14 protein-coding genes are annotated in these 16848 nt (G+C 72.0%); 8 read left to right on the top strand and 6 right to left on the bottom strand.

Translation table 11 applies throughout. The features are described from left to right. Nucleotides 1-5: 5 nt before the first annotated feature. From ACZ5CW_RS00790 to ACZ5CW_RS00775, 4 genes are all read left to right on the top strand, one after another. Nucleotides 6-668, top strand: coding sequence for an HD domain-containing protein (locus ACZ5CW_RS00790; RefSeq protein ID WP_468597115.1), 663 nt, complete (start codon nucleotides 6-8; stop codon nucleotides 666-668). 9 nt (nucleotides 669-677) lie between these two features. Then, a complete protein-coding gene (locus ACZ5CW_RS00785) occupies nucleotides 678-1781 on the top strand; it encodes a GNAT family N-acetyltransferase (RefSeq protein ID WP_468597113.1) in 1104 nt (367 codons plus the stop codon). 97 nt (nucleotides 1782-1878) lie between these two features. Next, the gene (locus tag ACZ5CW_RS00780; protein WP_468597111.1) at nucleotides 1879-2253 is read left to right on the top strand and encodes a Pepco domain-containing protein; all 375 of its coding nucleotides are present in this window, start codon (nucleotides 1879-1881) and stop codon (nucleotides 2251-2253) included. A gap of 13 nt (nucleotides 2254-2266) precedes the next feature. Then, a complete protein-coding gene (locus ACZ5CW_RS00775) occupies nucleotides 2267-7012 on the top strand; it encodes a caspase family protein (protein ID WP_468597110.1) in 4746 nt (1581 codons plus the stop codon). Here ACZ5CW_RS00775 and ACZ5CW_RS00770 read toward each other — a convergent pair. Both ACZ5CW_RS00770 and ACZ5CW_RS00765 read right to left on the bottom strand, forming a co-directional pair. Then, nucleotides 6927-7208 (bottom strand): DUF4031 domain-containing protein, encoded by a 282-nt coding sequence (locus tag ACZ5CW_RS00770; RefSeq protein WP_468597109.1) that lies wholly within the window; start codon nucleotides 7206-7208, stop codon nucleotides 6927-6929. The genes ACZ5CW_RS00775 and ACZ5CW_RS00770 overlap by 86 nt on opposite strands. A gap of 7 nt (nucleotides 7209-7215) precedes the next feature. Then, nucleotides 7216-7596, bottom strand: coding sequence for a hypothetical protein (locus tag ACZ5CW_RS00765; RefSeq protein WP_468597108.1), 381 nt, complete (start codon nucleotides 7594-7596; stop codon nucleotides 7216-7218). A 56-nt stretch (nucleotides 7597-7652) separates the two neighbouring features. On the opposite strand from ACZ5CW_RS00765, the gene ACZ5CW_RS00760 reads away from it, so the two are divergent. The 4 genes from ACZ5CW_RS00760 to ACZ5CW_RS00745 all read left to right on the top strand — a co-directional run bounded on the left by ACZ5CW_RS00760 (nucleotide 7653) and on the right by ACZ5CW_RS00745 (nucleotide 11706). Beyond that, a complete protein-coding gene (locus tag ACZ5CW_RS00760; RefSeq protein WP_468597107.1) occupies nucleotides 7653-8558 on the top strand; it encodes a MurR/RpiR family transcriptional regulator in 906 nt (301 codons plus the stop codon). 46 nt (nucleotides 8559-8604) lie between these two features. Continuing rightward, nucleotides 8605-9552, top strand: coding sequence for an N-acetylmuramic acid 6-phosphate etherase (gene murQ / locus ACZ5CW_RS00755; protein ID WP_468597106.1), 948 nt, complete (start codon nucleotides 8605-8607; stop codon nucleotides 9550-9552). Nucleotides 9553-9568: 16 nt separating this feature from the next. Beyond that, the gene (locus ACZ5CW_RS00750) at nucleotides 9569-11059 is read left to right on the top strand and encodes a PTS transporter subunit EIIC (RefSeq protein WP_468597104.1); all 1491 of its coding nucleotides are present in this window, start codon (nucleotides 9569-9571) and stop codon (nucleotides 11057-11059) included. 71 nt (nucleotides 11060-11130) lie between these two features. Beyond that, nucleotides 11131-11706 (top strand): hypothetical protein, encoded by a 576-nt coding sequence (locus tag ACZ5CW_RS00745; protein ID WP_468597103.1) that lies wholly within the window; start codon nucleotides 11131-11133, stop codon nucleotides 11704-11706. A gap of 5 nt (nucleotides 11707-11711) precedes the next feature. On the opposite strand, the gene ACZ5CW_RS00740 is transcribed toward ACZ5CW_RS00745, so the two are convergent. From ACZ5CW_RS00740 to ACZ5CW_RS00725, 4 genes are all read right to left on the bottom strand, one after another. Further along, a complete protein-coding gene (locus ACZ5CW_RS00740) occupies nucleotides 11712-13259 on the bottom strand; it encodes a carboxylesterase/lipase family protein (RefSeq protein WP_468597101.1) in 1548 nt (515 codons plus the stop codon). 55 nt (nucleotides 13260-13314) lie between these two features. Next, the gene (locus tag ACZ5CW_RS00735; protein WP_468597099.1) at nucleotides 13315-14439 is read right to left on the bottom strand and encodes an NADH:flavin oxidoreductase; all 1125 of its coding nucleotides are present in this window, start codon (nucleotides 14437-14439) and stop codon (nucleotides 13315-13317) included. Nucleotides 14440-14652: 213 nt separating this feature from the next. After that, nucleotides 14653-16275 carry a chaperonin GroEL gene (gene groL, locus ACZ5CW_RS00730; protein ID WP_468597097.1) on the bottom strand — a complete coding sequence of 541 codons (1623 nt, stop codon included), beginning with the start codon at nucleotides 16273-16275 and terminating at the stop codon, nucleotides 14653-14655. A gap of 311 nt (nucleotides 16276-16586) precedes the next feature. Continuing rightward, nucleotides 16587-16790 carry a cold-shock protein gene (locus ACZ5CW_RS00725; RefSeq protein WP_004929928.1) on the bottom strand — a complete coding sequence of 68 codons (204 nt, stop codon included), beginning with the start codon at nucleotides 16788-16790 and terminating at the stop codon, nucleotides 16587-16589. Between the last annotated feature and the right edge of the window lie 58 nt (nucleotides 16791-16848).

Raw genomic sequence — 16848 nt, 5'->3', positions numbered from 1 at the left:
GGCACATGGCCGATCTCGACGCCCTGCGCCTCCGTTTCGCCCGTGCGCTGGAAGCAGCCCGCGCCCCCGACGGCGGCCCGGACCCCGCGCCCTACGCCGACGACCTGCTCGCCCGCTGGCAGGAGCCGCAGCGCCGGTACCACACCCTGGCCCACCTCACCGCGGTGCTCGACCGCGTCGACGTGCTGGAGGAGTACGCGGCCGACCCGGACGCCGTACGCCTGGCCGCCTGGTTCCACGACGCCGTCTACCTCCCCGAGCGGTCCGAGAACGAGGAGCGGTCCGCGCGGCTCGCCGAACGCGCGCTGCCGGAGGCGGGCGTGCCGGACGCCAGGACGGCCGAGGTGGCGCGGCTGGTCCGGCTCACCGTCACCCACGACCCGGCCGACGAGGACCGCGACGGACAGGTCCTGTGCGACGCCGACCTCGCGATCCTGGCCGCGCCCCCGTCGGCGTACGCCACCTACACCGCCGAGGTCCGCGAGGAGTACCACTTCGTCCCCGGCGACGCCTTCCGTGAGGGGCGTTCGTCGATCCTGCGCCAGCTCCTCGGACTGCCGAGACTGTTCCGCACCCCGTACGGGCAGCGGCACTGGGAGGCCACCGCCCGCTACAACCTCGCCTCGGAGCTGGAATTGCTGTCGACCCGAGCGGGTGGCGCCTCCTAAGGTGCGCCCATGCGACCGATAAGCGGGGACGATGTGAACAGTGCCGTCGCGGGTGCGGTGGCGGCACTGCGGCCGGCGGTGGACCGGGACTGGGAGACCACCGGGGCCGGACGGCTGGAGTGGAGCTGCCGGAAGACGGCCGAGCATGTCGCGAGCGATCTCCTCGCCTACGCGGGCCAGTTGGCGGGCCGCGCCCAAGAGGCCTACGTCCCCTTCGACATCGTCCTGGACGAGGGCACCGACAACGCCGGCCTGCTGCACGTCATCGAGACCACCGGCGAGCTGCTCGCCACGACCGTGCGCACCACACCGCCCGGCGTCCGCGCCTTCCACCCCTACCCCTTCCGCAGCGCCGACCGCGAGGGCTTCGCCGCGATGGGCATCGCCGAGGTGCTGCTGCACACCCACGACATCGCCGAGGGCCTGGGCCTCGCCTACGAGCCGGCCGACGACCTCGCCGAGTCCGTCCTGACCTGGCTCTTCCCGCACGTCCAGCCCGGACCCGCACCCTGGCCGACCCTGCTGTGGGCCACCGGCCGCGGTGAACTGCCCGGCCGCGCCCCGGTCACCGACTGGCGCTGGCGCAACAACCTCGTCATCCCCGCCGAACGCCTCACCCTCACCGGTGTCCGCCCGGCCGCCGCCCGCGATCTGCGCCTCGGCGGCGACGGCGGCCTCGAGTGGATCGAGGGCGGGCCCTACGAGGGCACCCGGGAGGCCGCCGGCTTCCTGGTCAAGGCGTACGAAGCGGGCGTGCACCGGCCGGAGTTCGGGGTCTTCGCCCTCGTACGGCACACCGACGGCCGCGCGATCGGCGGCATCGGCTTCCACGGCGCCCCGGACGAGGAGGGCCGGGTGGAGATCGGCTACGACCTCGTCGAGGGCGCCCGCGGCCGGGGCTACGCCACCGAGGCGCTGCGGACCCTGACCGAGTGGGCCCTGGCCCGGGAGGACGTCGACCTGGTCTTCGCGACCGTCGAGGCGGACAACCTGCCCTCCCAGGGCGTCGTGACCCGGGCCGGGTTCACCCGGGCCACCGTGGAGGAGGAACGGACCGCCCACGAGGACCACGGCATGGAGGGCGGACTCCTGCTCTACATCCGGCGCCCATGAGAAGCGGCCACAACGTTCCGCGTCGCCACTAGAGTTGTCCCCTACCTATTCGACGGCATGCCGCGGTGGGGCACGGCCGGGGGGGCAGGGGGACGACATGAGCGAGCAGGCCGTGGACGGCATCTCGATCCAGGGCGAGGCGGACGGGCAGTCGCTGCCCTTCTGGGTGACGGCGTCCGAGGAGGACCTCGCCGAGGCGGCGCGGGGCGGCGACACCATGGGCCTGTTCAGCCGGGACGGTGACGCGGTGCTGCGGTCGGTACCGCTCGGTCCGCTGCGCAAAAACCTCGCCGACACGGTCGACGCCCTCCAGCGGGTCTTCCAGGACGTCGCCGACCGCGGCGGCCCGCTCCCCCTTGCCGAGGCCCAGCTCTCCTTCCAGGTGACCGCGAGCGGTGGCGTCCAACTCGTCGGCACCGGACAGATGCAGGGCACACGTGGCCTGACGCTGACGTTCAAGCGGCCCGCCTGACCGCGCGCCGCCCATGACCCGGCACAAGGCACTGCTCATCGGAGCAAGCGATTACGACGACCCGAGGATCGGGGACCTGCCCTTCGTCCGGGACGACCTGCAGCGGCTGCGCGACCGCCTGATCGCCCGCGGCTTCGCGCAGGCCGACATCCTGGAGAACAGGCGTGGCATCACACAGAACACGGTGCGCGGTCCCATCCGCCGTTTCCTGCGCGAGGCCGGCCCCGAAGACACCCTGCTCCTGCTGCTCAGCGGACACGGCGTGCACCACAAGGGGCAGGACTACCTGGTCCCCGAGGACGCCACGTACGACTCCCATCCCTTCACGGACAGCTGCATCCCGATCGCCTGGGACGAGGAGGTGCAGGAATCCCCCGCGGCCCGTGTCGTCTTCCTGATCGACGCCTGCCGCGAAGGGATGGAGCTGGACACCATGGCTCCTCCGGGCACGAAGCCGTGGCAACCACGCAAGATCATGGCCGCCCTGCGCCGAAAGGTCGCGTACGTCTACGGCTGTGCCCAGACGAGCGTGTCCTACTTCGTTCGCGAGACGGACACGGTACGCCCCGGCTGCGACCTGGGAACCCAGCCCGGCGAGTCGTTCAGCATCTTCTCGCGCGCCCTGGCCGACGTCATCGCCGGGGATCCGCATGCCCTCGGGTTGCGCGAGTTCTTCCGGCAGGTGCAGGAGCGCGTCGACCAGCTCCATCGCGGCTACGGCAAGCCGATCGACCCGCAGCAGGTCAAGCTGGCCGTGGAGACCGGGGCGGCGGGCGGCGGGGACTTCCCGCTGCTTCCGGGGCCCGACCGGCAGACCGATGCCCACCCGTGGGTACGCGGCATCGAGAGACACCCGATCTGGCAGCACACCCCCGAGGGGGCCGCGCGCGACACGCTCCGGCAGCTCTGCGGCACGCTGGCGGCCCGCCTGGCCGCGGCTCACGACACGGCGGCACGGGCTCTCGCCGACGACCCGTGGCACGACAGTGAACTGGCCGGGCGGTGCCACGACCGTCTGGGGTTCCTCGTCGGCCGCTTGGCGGACGGGGTGCGGCTGTCCCCGACCGAGGCCGCCCTCGCCGTGCTCTTCCCCCTGGTCACCCAGACCTACTGGACCCAGGAGGCGGCCCAGCGCATGGGCATGCTCATCGGCGACGCGAAGTCCCCCGGGCCCGACCGCCACCGCTTCGACAAGTTCGCCCAGGGCTATCCCCGCCTCAAGCGCCGGCTGCGCGCTCTGCACCACCGCAACGAATCCGGTGACTCGTCACTGCGCATCCGCTGGTGGCTGTACCACCGCTGGCTCATCCAGCAGCCCGAGCTGTACACGCCCGAGAGCCTCAAGTCGCTTCTCGGTGACGTACCGTCCGACCGGGAACACCCGGCCTGGGTCGCCGACGCGATCTCCGGGGAACGTCTGGCGCGTCTTTTGCGCGAGCACCGGGCGGCACCCTTCGGCATGCGCCGCTCCACCACCCCGGAGCTGCGCAGGGCTCACCCTCACGACGACGAGCACGACGTCATCGCCGCGAGCACCGGCGACGAGCACGAGATACGCACCGCTCTGGTCAACGCCCTGGTCAAGTCCGCGTACGCGATGGCCGTCGCGCCGGTCGACCTGCCCGAGATCGTCGTCGAGCACATCGGCGTCCACGACAGCGTCGACCTCACCGACCTGCTGAACACGGTGCGCCGCTCGGACTGGCGTGTCTCCGGTCTGGGCCGCTCCCTGAACGCCGTGTGCACCCACCCGGCAGTCCAGGTCGCCCTGCGCGAGCACGCGGCCCGGGTCGACGTGCTGCTGCGCGACATCAACCGCGGCGACATGCCCGCCCTCGCCCCACTGCTCACCCTCCCGCCCTATGCCGACGGCAGCCGGGTCCGGCTCGACGGCAACACCCCCGACCAGCTCTCCGACGGCATCCGCTTCCAACTGGCCGAGGATCGCGTCCAGGAACTGCTGATGGGCGAGGAACTGTACGGCGACAGCGACCTGGCGGTGCGGGAGCTGTACCAGAACGCTCTGGACGCCCTCCGCTACCGCGACTGCCGCACGCAGTACCTGCGCCGCACGGGTCGGGCAGCGGCGGACTGGGAAGGCCGGATCGAGTTCTTCCAGGGCGTCGGCTCCGACGGCCGTCCCTATCTGGAGTGCCGTGACAACGGCATCGGCATGGGCATCACCGAGCTGAGCACCGTCTTCTCACAGGGCGGCGCCCGCTTCGTGGACCTCCCCGAGTACGTCGAGGAGCAAGCGGCCTGGGCGCAACTGCCCGAGCCGAAGCTCGAACTGCACCCGAACTCCCGGTTCGGCATCGGCGTGCTCAGCTATTTCATGCTCGCCGACGAGATCGTCGTGACCACATGCCGGATGGGCCGCGAGGGGCGGCCGGGCCGGTTGCTGCGGGTGACGATCGCGGGACCGGGCAACTTCTTCCGGGTGGAGGACCTGGGCGAGGGCGACGACGCCGGCACCACGGTGCGACTGCTGCTGAGCAGGGAGCGCAGATCGGTGTCGTGCGTGAGCGCGCTGAACTCCGTGCTCTGTGTGGCGCCGTACCGGACGTCGGCGAGTCATGGATCGCGGCATCGGGAGTGGGCGCCGGGAGAGCTTCCCCCGGAGAGCATCCGCCATGTCGTCCGGTACCCCCGCAGGAATCACCCGGTCTGCCTCCCCTCGGACGACACGGACCTGTGGTGGGTGGACGGTGAAGGGGTGCTCCTCGCGGACGGCTTGGTGGTGGAACCCGAATACCGGCAGCGGCTGTACGGCGCCGTGGTGAACCTGAGCGGTGAACACGCCCCCGAGCTGACCGTCGACCGCAAGAAGGCGCGCTCCTACGACAGGGATCACGTGCTGCGACTCATGCGGTCCGCGGTGGCGAGCCTGACCGAGCCCGGAGCGGGGGTGCTCACACCCGCGTGGCTCGACGCCGCCGGCAGGCGCGACCTGCCCTTCGCCGATCACGTGGCGGAGCAGGCGTGCCGATCCGGCCTCGAGTGGATGCTCTGGGACGAGGCCGTCGTTCCCGTCGCCGGCGGGGGGTTCTTCCCGCCGGACATCGATCTGCTGCCGCTCGTGACCGGACGCTACCGGGACTCCGAACGGCTGGGGATCGCCTCCTTCCTGGTCACCGTGCCCCTGCCCGTGCTGCGGTGGCGGATGCGCGCGCTGTACGGCGCGGGCCTCGGCGGCGGGGACGCGCTGTCGACCGCCCTGGACGGGGACGTGCCGGTCGCCCGCCCGTCGGACCTGGTCCTGCTCCTGTGCGACACGGACTTCCCCGACTGGCGCAGCAGGCGCGAGCAGTGGCTGCGGGGACCCTCGGCCGCCTTCGGATTCATGGACGACCAGCCGTCCCGGCAGCTTGCCGAGACCGGACTGTCGAGCCTGGGCAAGCTGTTCGACTGGCGAGACCCGGACATCGTCGTGAGCACGGCGACCCTCTTCTCCCTGAGCAACGCGACCCGAAGGCCACCGGCTGAGATCGCGCAGCGGCTGGTCGCGCTGGGCTACCAGGTGCAGCCACTGCAGGGCTGTGCGGAAGCGTCGTGCGCGGATCTGCCTCTGCTGCGCCCGTTGGGCGACGACGCGAACGGCTGGCTGGCGCCCGGGGCCGCGCTGCCGGTGGCCCAGATCTGTGTCAGCGCGATACGGGCCCGTTGCGGCACGCCGCACGCGGCGCAGCGGCTCAGTGAGCTGGGCTTCACCGTGCCGGCGGACATCCCGGTCCGGGACCGCTGGAGCGCGGACGAGCGGACTGTCGTCTCCCGTCTGTGGTCCGCGTGCGCCCGAACTCCCTCGCCCGATGACGCCGTGGACGTCTCCGCCGCGCAGCTGACGGCGGTCAGCCACGCAACGGATCTGCCGATCCGCTCCGTGACCGCAGCCCTGGAACAGTTGGGCTTCCACCTGCCGCCGGACGCGGCACAGCTTCCCGAACTGACAGACGACGACAAGGCTCTTCTCTCGGAGAGCAACACGCCGCCTGTGGACGAAAGCCTGACGCTGCACCTCGTGGTGGAAGTGTCCCGCGACCTCAACCGTCCCCCTCACGCCGTGGCCGCCAGACTCAGGGAGCTGGGATACACGGTGGACGAGGTGCCCGACGACGACCAACTGCCCTCCCTGGAGGATCTCGCCTTCCTCGGCATCAGATCCGAGTTCGCGGATGCGGGCCTGTCCCTCCACGTGGTGGCTGGGGTCGCGATGGCGGTCGACGTTTCGCTGGCCGAGGCGGTGAAACGGCTGTCCCAGCTGGGTTGCAGCTTCGCCTTCCGCCCCGAGGTCGTCGCGTCACTGAGGGAGAACGACGCCAGGTTCCTCCGTTACTGGCGGCCGACCGCGGCAAGGACGTCCGTCTCCGCCGACGTCACCCGCGCGCTGGCCCACCACACCGGCCGGACCCACGACGAGATCGTCACCTCCCTCACCGCCCTCGGCTTCGACGTCGTGCCGCCCACGGAGGAGTGGCTCGGGGAACGCGCCGTGGAAGACGTCCTGTCGGAAGCGCTCAGCACGCCCGGTCAGCATCCGATCCCCTTCGGAACCGGCAGCCGGACGATCTCACTGACCACGCTGGCCATGGCGGCCATGCGCGCCGGCACCACCTTGCGCGCCGCCGCCGGAAGGGCCACGGAACTCGGCCTGCGCCACGAAGCGGAGACCTGGTTCAGCCCGACGCCGGCGGAGCCTGACGCCCCTTCGGCCGGCGCAGACCCGACGCCCGCAGCAGCCGCACCACCTCGCGGCTGCTGATCTCCACGGCCCCGGCGGCCACCGCCTCCGCGTACCGGTGCGACGGAATGTCGTAGTGGTCGCGTTCGAAGGCCCGCCGGGGCACGCCCAACCGCTCGGCGAACCCGTGCAGTTCGTCGTACGACACATCGCTCACCAGGTGTGACCACATGCGTCCGTGGCCGGGCCAGGCCGGCGGGTCGATGTACACGGTCACGAGCGCCTCACGAGGACACCCCGCCCATGGCCGACCCCAGCGAGCCGACCGCGGCGACCTTCACGCCCGCCTTGTGGCACACCCAGTGCGGGTCCGGGCCCAGTTCCGGCTCCACGTCCAGCGCGTGGGGGTCGCCCGAACCGCACACCGGGCACAGCGGCCAGCGGCCGTACCGCTCCAGCAGAGCGTCCTGTACGTCCTGCGCGATCAGCCCGGCGACATAGGCGGCCCCGTCCGGCCACTGCTCGACCCACCAGCGCCGCTGCACGACGGACTCCTCGACCATCGAGACCACGTCCGCCTCCGCGACCTGGCGCGCGACCAGATCGGCGAGCACCAGGGCGCGCGCGGCGTGCAAGCACTGCTCAAGGGGACTGATGGGCTCCATACAACCCATTGTGCGCACTCTTGACCCCAGGACCGAACCGAAAATATCTTTCATGCGTGACCCAGGACATGAAGGAAATTTTCGGCAGTCCGGGCGGCTCACTCGCCGCCAAGGTGCGCACCCTCGCCCCCTCCATGACCCGGTCCATGCAGCGCGTCGCCGAGGCCGTGGCGAGCGACCCGGCCGGCTGCGCCGCCCTCACGGTCACCGGCCTCGCCGAACTCACCGGCACCAGCGAGGCCACGGTGGTCCGCACCGCCCGCCTCCTCGGCTACCCCGGCTACCGCGATCTGCGGCTGGCCCTCGCCGGGCTGGCCGCACAGCAGCAGTCGGGCCGGGCGCCCGCCATCACGACGGACATCGCGGTGGACGACCCCATCGCCGACGTCGTCGCGAAACTGGCCTACGAGGAACAGCAGACCCTCGCCGACACGGCCGCCGGACTCGACACCGTCCAACTCGGCGCGGCCGCCACCGCGCTGGCGGGCGCCCGGCGCACCGACGTGTACGGCATCGGGGCGTCCGGGCTCGTCGCCCAGGACCTGACGCAGAAGCTGCTGCGGATAGGGCTCATAGCCCACGCGCACAGCGACCCGCACCTCGCGGTGACCAACGCGGTGCAGCTCCGTTCGGGTGACGTGGCCATCGCGATCACGCACTCCGGCTCGACGGGGGATGTCATCGAGCCGTTGCGGGTCGCCTTCGAGCACGGGGCCACGACCGTGGCCATCACCGGACGACCGGACTCGCCGGTCACCCAGTACGCCGACCACGTACTGACCACGTCCACCTCACGGGAGACCGAGCTGCGGCCGGCCGCGATGTCCTCGCGGACCAGCCAACTGCTGGTGGTGGACTGCCTGTTCGTGGGAGTGGCCCAGCGGACGTACGAATCGGCCGCGCCGGCCCTGGCCGCGTCGTACGAGGCGCTGGCCCATCGGCATCGCACCAACCCCAGGTGAGTGAAAGCACGCGAACCCGCACCTGAATCGGAGAGAGCCGCCCCCCATGACCTCCCACGACACCACCCGCCCCACCTCCCACGACCTGCGCGGGGAGCTGGCTTCCCTGACCACCGAAGCCTTCCGCCCCGAACTCGCCGAGATCGACCGTCTGCCCACCCTCGACATCGCCCGCCTGATGAACGGCGAGGACACCGCCGTGCCCGCCGCCGTCGCGGCCCGGCTGCCGCTGATCGCCGCCGCCATCGACGCCGTGGCGCAGCGGATGACGCGCGGCGGACGCCTGATCTACGCCGGCGCGGGCACCGCGGGCCGCCTCGGCGTACTGGACGCCTCCGAGTGCCCACCCACCTTCAACACCGACCCCGCCCAGGTCGTCGGCCTGATCGCGGGCGGCCCCGAGGCCATGGTCACCTCCGTCGAGGGCGCCGAGGACTCCGGGGAACTGGCCCGCAAGGACCTCGACGCGCTCCAGCTGACCGCCGACGACACGGTGGTCGGCATCTCCGCCTCCGGCCGCACCCCCTACGCCGTTAGCGCCGTCGAGCACGCCCGTGCACTGGGCGCCCTGACCATCGGTCTCGCCTGCAACGAGCACAGCCCGCTCGCGGCCGCCGCCGAGCACGGCATCGAGGTCGTCGTGGGCCCGGAGCTGATCACCGGCTCCACCCGGCTGAAGGCGGGCACCGCCCAGAAGCTGGTCCTGAACATGCTCTCGACCATCACGATGATCCGGCTCGGCAAGACGTACGGGAACCTGATGGTCGACGTCCGTGCCTCCAACGACAAACTCCGGGCCCGCTCCCGCCGGATCGTGTCCCTGGCCACGGGGGCGAGCGACGAGGAGATCGAGAAGGCCCTGACCGAGTCCGGCGGCGAGGTGAAGAACGCGATCCTCACCCTCCTCGCCGACGTCGACGGCCCGACGGCCGCCCGCCTTCTGGAGGAGTCCGGCGGCCATCTGCGCGCCGCGCTGGCGCACACGGCCGGCTGACCCGCACGCTCGGGGCGTGCGCAACGACCCCGCCTTCCTCGCGACCGCCGTCCTCCACCGGGTCGGCGGCCCGGCCAACGTCACCTCCGTCGCCCACTGCATGACCCGGCTCCGGCTGGGAATCGCCGATCCGGCGGCGGTGGACCAGGAGGCCCTGAGGGCCGTGCCCGGCGTGCTCGGGGTGGTGGACGGCGGGGCCGTCCAGCAGATCGTGCTCGGACCCGGGGTGGTCGCCGAGGTCACGGCGGCGGTGGAGACGCTGCTGGCCGGAGGGACGGCCGACGGCCGCGCCCGCCCGGAGGAGCGGCCGCCCGCCGGAGCACCGGCCGGCGCGGCCGCCCGAGCGGGGGAGGAACCCGTCGCCGCGTCGGCGGCCGATGAGGGCGCCCGCCTGAAGGAGCGGTTGCGCCAGCGCAACGCCACGCCGGTCAAGACCGCGCTGCGGCGCGTCGCGGGCGTCTTCGTGCCGCTCATCCCCGCCCTGATCGGCTGCGGCATCCTCGCCGGGCTCAACGGGCTGCTGCTGAACGCCGGATGGCTGCCCGGGCTGACCCCCGCCCTGTCCGCCATCGCCTCCGCCTTCATGGCGCTGATCGCGGTGTTCGTCGGCCACAACACGGCCAAGGAGTTCGGCGGCACCCCGGTGCTGGGCGGCGCGGTGGCGGCCGTCGTCGTGTATCCGGGCGTGGCGAAGGTGACGGCGTTCGGGGTGCACCTGGCGCCCGGGCAGGGCGGGGTGCTCGGCGCGCTCGCGGCGGCGCTGCTGGCGACCCGGGTGGAGAAGTGGTGCCGGGGCCGGGTGCCGGGCGCGCTGGACGTCCTCCTCACCCCCACGGTCACCGTGCTCGTCTCCGGCCTGGTGACGCTGTACGGCCTGATGTACGCGGCCGGCACGGTGGCCTCCGCCATCGGCACGGCGGCCGACTGGCTCCTGTCGAGTGCCGGTGCCGCGGCCGGACTGGTGCTGGGCGGTCTGTTCCTGCCCCTGGTCATGCTGGGCCTGCACCAGGCGCTCATCCCCGTCCACACCACCCTCATCGAGCAGCAGGGCCACACCGTCCTGCTCCCCCTGCTGGCCATGGCGGGCGCGGGCCAGGTGGGCGCGGCCCTCGCGGTCTACGTCCGCCTGCGCCACGACGTCTCCCTGCGTACGACGATCAGGTCGGCCCTCCCGGCGGGCCTGCTGGGCGTCGGTGAGCCCCTGATCTACGGCGTCTCCCTGCCGCTCGGCCGGCCCTTTCTGACCGCCTGCGCGGGCGGGGCGGCGGGCGGGGCCTTCGTCGGCTTCTTCGCCATGCTGGGCACCGAGGTGGGCGCGACGGCGATCGGCCCGTCGGGCTGGGCCCTGTTCCCGCTGCTCGCGGGGAACAGGAGCCCGGCCATGCTGGCCGCGGTCTACGCGGGCGGGCTGCTCACCGGCTATCTGGTCGGCTTCCTGGCGACGTACACCACCTTCCGGCCCTCCGTCACCGCCGCCGGTGGCCCGTCACCCGGGCGATCCGCTTGATGAACTCCCCGGATGGCTCGGTAGGGTCGGTCGCGATCACCGCGAGGCACCATGGAGGGCGGGAGGCAACCATGAACCACGCCCAGCTCACCGCCCTCGGGCGGGCCCTCCGGCTGCTCGGGGAGCACGGGGAGGCCCTCACGGCCGACACCCCGGACGCCCGGCTGCACGAGGTCAAGGCCGATCTGCGCAGGGCACTGGACCTGCTGGACGAGAGTGTCACGACCAGTGCGCCCGCCACCCGCTGCCCCGAGCACCCGCAGGGACCGGTGGACGAGGGCGCGCCCGATCTGTGCCTGCTCTGCGAGACCCGGCGCCGGGCGGCGCGGCGGTCGGAGTACCAGAGCGGCGGCAGGACCCGCCCCGCCGAAGCCGCCGCCTCGGCCCCCTCCCGTTACGGCGTGCGCGGTGACCGGCCCCAGCCCCAGCAGCGCTGGCTGCCGGAGCTGTGGAACGGGCAGGAATGGCAGCTGTGCGGGACGCCGAGGCGGGACCGGCGCGAGGCCGAGGCGTACCTCGCCGCCCAGCGGCGCGGCTCCCGGCCCGCCATGGCGTACCGGCTCGTGCACGAGTTCACCGACTACGAGGTGCTGCGGGTGTGGGGGACGCCGGTGCGCGTGGACATCGAGCCCATGGGCAACCTGTAGCGCCGTCAGTCCAGCAGGGGCAGGGGCGGGAAGTCGAACCCCTCCCAGATGCGCCTGCTGCTCTCCTCGGGGTACGCCGTCACCCTCGGCTCCGCGTCCAGCACCTGGACCGGACGGGTCCGGGTGTCGTACTCCGGCCAGCCGGGGTCGCCGGTGCGCGCGAACGCCGTCCAGGAGCGGCGCAGGAAGCCGGAGAGGCGCTCCGCGTCCGGGGTGGGCCGCCCGCCGGGGAAGAGCAGGGCGCCCAGGTCCGCGCCGAACGTGCCGAAGAGCAGCGGGATGTCCAGGCCGTGGCAGGCGCCCAGTACGCCGTCGCTTCCCGGGGCCTGCCAGGTCAGTTCGTAGACATGGGACCGGCCGCCGCCCAGCAGCTGGGCCTCGGCCAGACGCAGACTCGGTATCCCGAACAGCCAGTCCGTCTGGACGCGTTCGAACAGTTCGGCGGGGGACGCCGTGGGGAATGCCTCGCGGTAGGCGCGCTCGCCCGGCTCGCCGCCCGGGGCCAGCAGGCGCAGGGCCTCTGCCGCCCGGTCCTCGGTGATGGTGCCGAGCATGCCGCCGATGAACATGAACAGGCGGAACTCGTCGCGGTTGTGGCCGACCAGCAGGTCCACCTCCCGCGCCGCGCCCGAGGCCAGCGCCTGCCAGGGGGTCGTGGTCAGCACGTCGCCGTCGACCACCGGGGAGAAGGGCGTGACCGTGGGCGCCGCCCGGCCCCAGCGGTCCACGTACTGGGCCATCTTGGCCGACAACGACTGCCCGGCCTCGGTCAGTCGCCGGGGGTCCACGGCGGCGAGATCGGCCGCGGTGGGCTGCCGGCCCGCCTCCGCCGCCAGCGCCCTCGCCATGTCGCGGGCCAGGTCGGCCGAGAAGAACGTGCCGGGCACGCTCTGTGCCACCGCCCGGTGGAACAGGCCCCGTGCCCTCTCCATCGCCAGCAGGGAGGCGATGGAGCCCGCGCCCGCCGACTCACCGAAGAGCGTGACCCGGGCCGGATCGCCGCCGAACGCGCCGATGTTCTCCTGGACCCACTCCAGGGCCGCGACCTGGTCCAGCAGGCCACGGTTGGCCGGGGCGCCCGCCCAGAGGGCGAAACCCTCCATGCCGACGCGGTAGTTGAAGGTGACGACCACGACGTCGCCGTCGCGGGCCACGTGCCGGGCGTCGTATCCCGGCTGACCGCCGTGGCCCAGTTTGTACGCCCCGCCGTGGATCCACACCATCACCGGGCGGGCGGCGGACGGGTCCGGGTCGGGGGTCCACACGTTCACCGTGAGCCAGTCGTCGCCCGTGGGACCGGCGGGGCGGGCCGTGCGGCCCAGGACGCCCGGCTCCTGCGGGGGCGGCGGGCCGAAGGCGTACGCCTCCCGGACGCCGTCCCAGGAGCGGGCGCGGCGCGGGGCCCGGAAACGGGCCTCGCCGACCGGGGGTTCGGCGAAGGGAATGCCCCGGAACACCGACAGCCCCTGCTCGCGCAGGCCGCGCACCGCGCCGGAGGCGGTGCGCACCAGGGGGCCGTCGGTGTCCGGGGCCGGGGACTCGCTCGTCGTCATGCTCGCTCCTCACTGGTCATCGGGGGAACGGACGGGAGCGATCACGAGTGCCCGGTCAGCTGAGGGTCTTGATCGCCGCCGCGTCGTACGACTTCAGCTCGTCGAAGCGGTCGGAGAGGACCTTCGCCGCCCACTCCGGGTCCTGGAGCAGGGCACGGCCGATGGCGACGAGGTCGAACTCCTCGGCCTCCAGGCGGTCCAGGAGGTTGTCGATGCCCTTGATCGGGGCGCCCTCGCCCTGGAAGGCGTTGATGAAGTCGCCGTCGAGGCCGACGGAGCCGACGGTGATGACCGGCTTGCCGGTGAGCTTCTTGGTCCAGCCCGCGAGGTTGAGGTCGGAGCCCTCGAACTCCGGCAGCCAGTAACGGCGGGTGGAGGCGTGGAAGGCGTCGACGCCCGCGGCGGCCAGCGGGGCGAGGATCGCCTCCAGCTCCTCGGGGGTCTCGGCGAGGCGGGCGGTGTAGTCCTGCTGCTTCCACTGCGAGTAGCGGAAGAGGACCGGGAAGTCGGGGGACACCCGCTCGCGGACCGCGGCGACGATCTCCGCGGCGAACTTGGTGCGGGCCACCGGGTCGCCACCGTAGGCGTCGGTACGGCGGTTGGTGCCCGCCCACAGGAACTGGTCGAGGAGGTAGCCGTGGGCGCCGTGGAGTTCCACGCCGTCGAAGCCGATGCGCTCGGCGTCCGCGGCGGCCTGGGCGAACGCGGCGATCACGTCGTCCAGGTCCGTCCGCGTCATGACCTTGCCGGTGGGCTCGGCGCCCGCGGCGACGAGGCCGGAGGGGCCGACGGCGGGGGCGTCCGGGAAGGGGGCGTCGCCCTGCTTGCGGACCATGCCGATGTGCCACAGCTGCGGGACGATCGTGCCGCCCGCCGCGTGCACGTCCTCGGCGACCTTGGCCCAGCCCGCGAGCTGCTCCTCGCCGTGGAAGCGCGGGACGCGGTCGCTCTCGCCGGCCGAGTCGTGGCCGACGTAGGTGCCCTCGGTGACGATCAGGCCTACGCCGGCGGCGGCGCGGCGCGCGTAGTAGGAGCGCACGTTCTCCCCGGGGACGCCGCCCGGGGAGAACATACGGGTCATCGGCGCCATCACGATCCGGTTCGGGACGGTGAGGCCGCCCAGGTCGATCGGGCGGGAGAGGATCTGGGCCGCGCGGGAGGCGGGCGTGGTGACGGTCACGTGGGGGGCTCCTCGTGAATGACTGGGGTAACCGGCTGGTATGTGCACGCGCATTGTTGCACCTTCTGAAGCAACAGCCTATGCGGTGGCCCACATTCCCCGTCCGGCGGAGAACGCCCGCGTGACGCCGGACACGCCCGAGGGCGGCACCCCCTGCCACAGACAGGGAGTACCGCCCTCGTACGAAAGGACTGGTGCCGATCCTCGGAAGGATCAGAAGTCCATGTCACCGCCCGGCATGCCGCCGCCGGCCGGCGCGGCGGCCTTCTCCGGCTTGTCGGCGATGACGGCCTCGGTGGTGAGGAACAGCGCGGCGATGGAGGCGGCGTTCTGCAGCGCGGAACGGGTCACCTTCGCCGGGTCGATGATGCCCTCGGCGACCAGGTCGACGTACTCGCCGGTCGCGGCGTTCAGGCCGTGGCCCGGGGTCAGGTTGCGCACCTTCTCCACCACGACACCGCCCTCGAGGCCGGCGTTGACGGCGATCTGCTTCAGCGGGGCCTCGAGCGCGAGCTTCACGGCCTGCGCGCCGGTCGCCTCGTCACCCTCCAGCTCCAGCTTCTCGAAGACCTGGGAGGCCTGCAGCAGGGCCACGCCACCACCGGCGACGATGCCCTCCTCGACGGCGGCCTTCGCGTTGCGGACGGCGTCCTCGATGCGGTGCTTGCGCTCCTTCAGCTCCACCTCGGTGGCGGCACCGGCCTTGATGACCGCGACACCGCCGGCGAGCTTCGCCAGGCGCTCCTGCAGCTTCTCGCGGTCGTAGTCCGAGTCGCTGTTCTCGATCTCGGCGCGGATCTGGTTCACCCGGCCCGCGACCTGCTCGGAGGAGCCGGCACCGTCGACGATGGTGGTCTCGTCCTTGGTGATGACGACCTTGCGGGCCTTGCCCAGGAGGTCGAGGGTCGTGTTCTCGAGCTTGAGACCGACCTCCTCGGAGATGACCTCGCCGCCGGTGAGGATGGCGATGTCGTTCAGCATCGCCTTGCGGCGGTCGCCGAAGCCCGGGGCCTTGACGGCGACGGACTTGAAGGTGCCGCGGATCTTGTTGACGACCAGGGTCGACAGGGCCTCGCCCTCGACGTCCTCGGCGATGATCAGCAGCGGCTTGCCCGACTGCATGACCTTCTCCAGCAGCGGGAGCAGGTCCTTGACCGAGGAGATCTTGGAGTTGGCGATCAGGATGTACGGGTCGTCGAGGACGGCCTCCATACGCTCCATGTCGGTGGCGAAGTACGCCGAGATGTAGCCCTTGTCGAAGCGCATACCCTCGGTGAGCTCCAGCTCCAGACCGAAGGTCTGGGACTCCTCGACGGTGATGACGCCTTCCTTGCCGACCTTGTCCATGGCCTCGGCGATCAGCTCGCCGATCTGGGTGTCGGCGGCGGAGATGGACGCGGTGGAGGCGATCTGCTCCTTGGTCTCGACGTCCTTCGCCTGCTCCAGCAGGGCGGCGGAGACGGCCTCGACGGCCTTCTCGATACCACGCTTCAGAGCCATCGGGTTGGCGCCGGCGGCGACGTTGCGCAGGCCTTCCTTGACCAGGGCCTGGGCGAGCACGGTCGCGGTGGTCGTACCGTCACCGGCGACGTCGTCCGTCTTCTTGGCGACTTCCTTGACCAGCTCGGCGCCGATCTTCTCGTACGGGTCCTCGAGCTCGATCTCCTTGGCGATGGAGACACCATCGTTGGTGATCGTGGGGGCGCCCCACTTCTTCTCGAGGACGACGTTGCGGCCCTTGGGGCCGAGCGTCACCTTCACGGCGTCCGCGAGCTGGTTCATGCCGCGCTCGAGGCCGCGCCGCGCCTCCTCGTCGAACGCGATGATCTTGGCCATGTGAAGTGGTCCCTCCAGGACTGGGGGTGATTCCTTCGGACCGCGCCCGCGCCCGCGACGGACGGCTCGCCGGCCTGTGGTTCCTTGCCCCACCTGGCCTGCGGGCCTCACCGACCCGGTCCTTCTTTGTCACTCTCACCTTCAGAGTGCTAACGCCAATGATTAGCACTCGGCATGGTCGAGTGCAAGCGCCTCCGGGGGGAACGGGGGGCACTCAGCCGCCCGCGAACAACGGGACGCCGGGCACGACCCCGGGCACGACGAAGGGCCCGCACCCTGTGCCGGTGCGGGCCCTTCGTCACAAGAAACGTTCAGGCGCTGAGGCGAACCATGTCGGCCTGCGGGCCCTTCTGGCCCTGCGAGATCTCGAACTCCACCCGCTGGCCCTCTTCCAGGGTGCGGTAGCCGTCCATCTGAATGGCGCTGTAGTGGACGAAGACGTCCGCACCACCGTCGACCGCGATGAAGCCGTACCCCTTCTCCGCGTTGAACCACTTGACGGTGCCCTGAGCCATGCCTAACTCCCCTATTACTGGCCCTTGCACAGATCCGCACTTCGCGGACCCGGGTCAG

The sequence above is a fragment of the Streptomyces sp. NPDC031379 genome (assembly GCF_055569615.1).
This window is presented reverse-complemented; position numbering and strand designations above follow the sequence as displayed.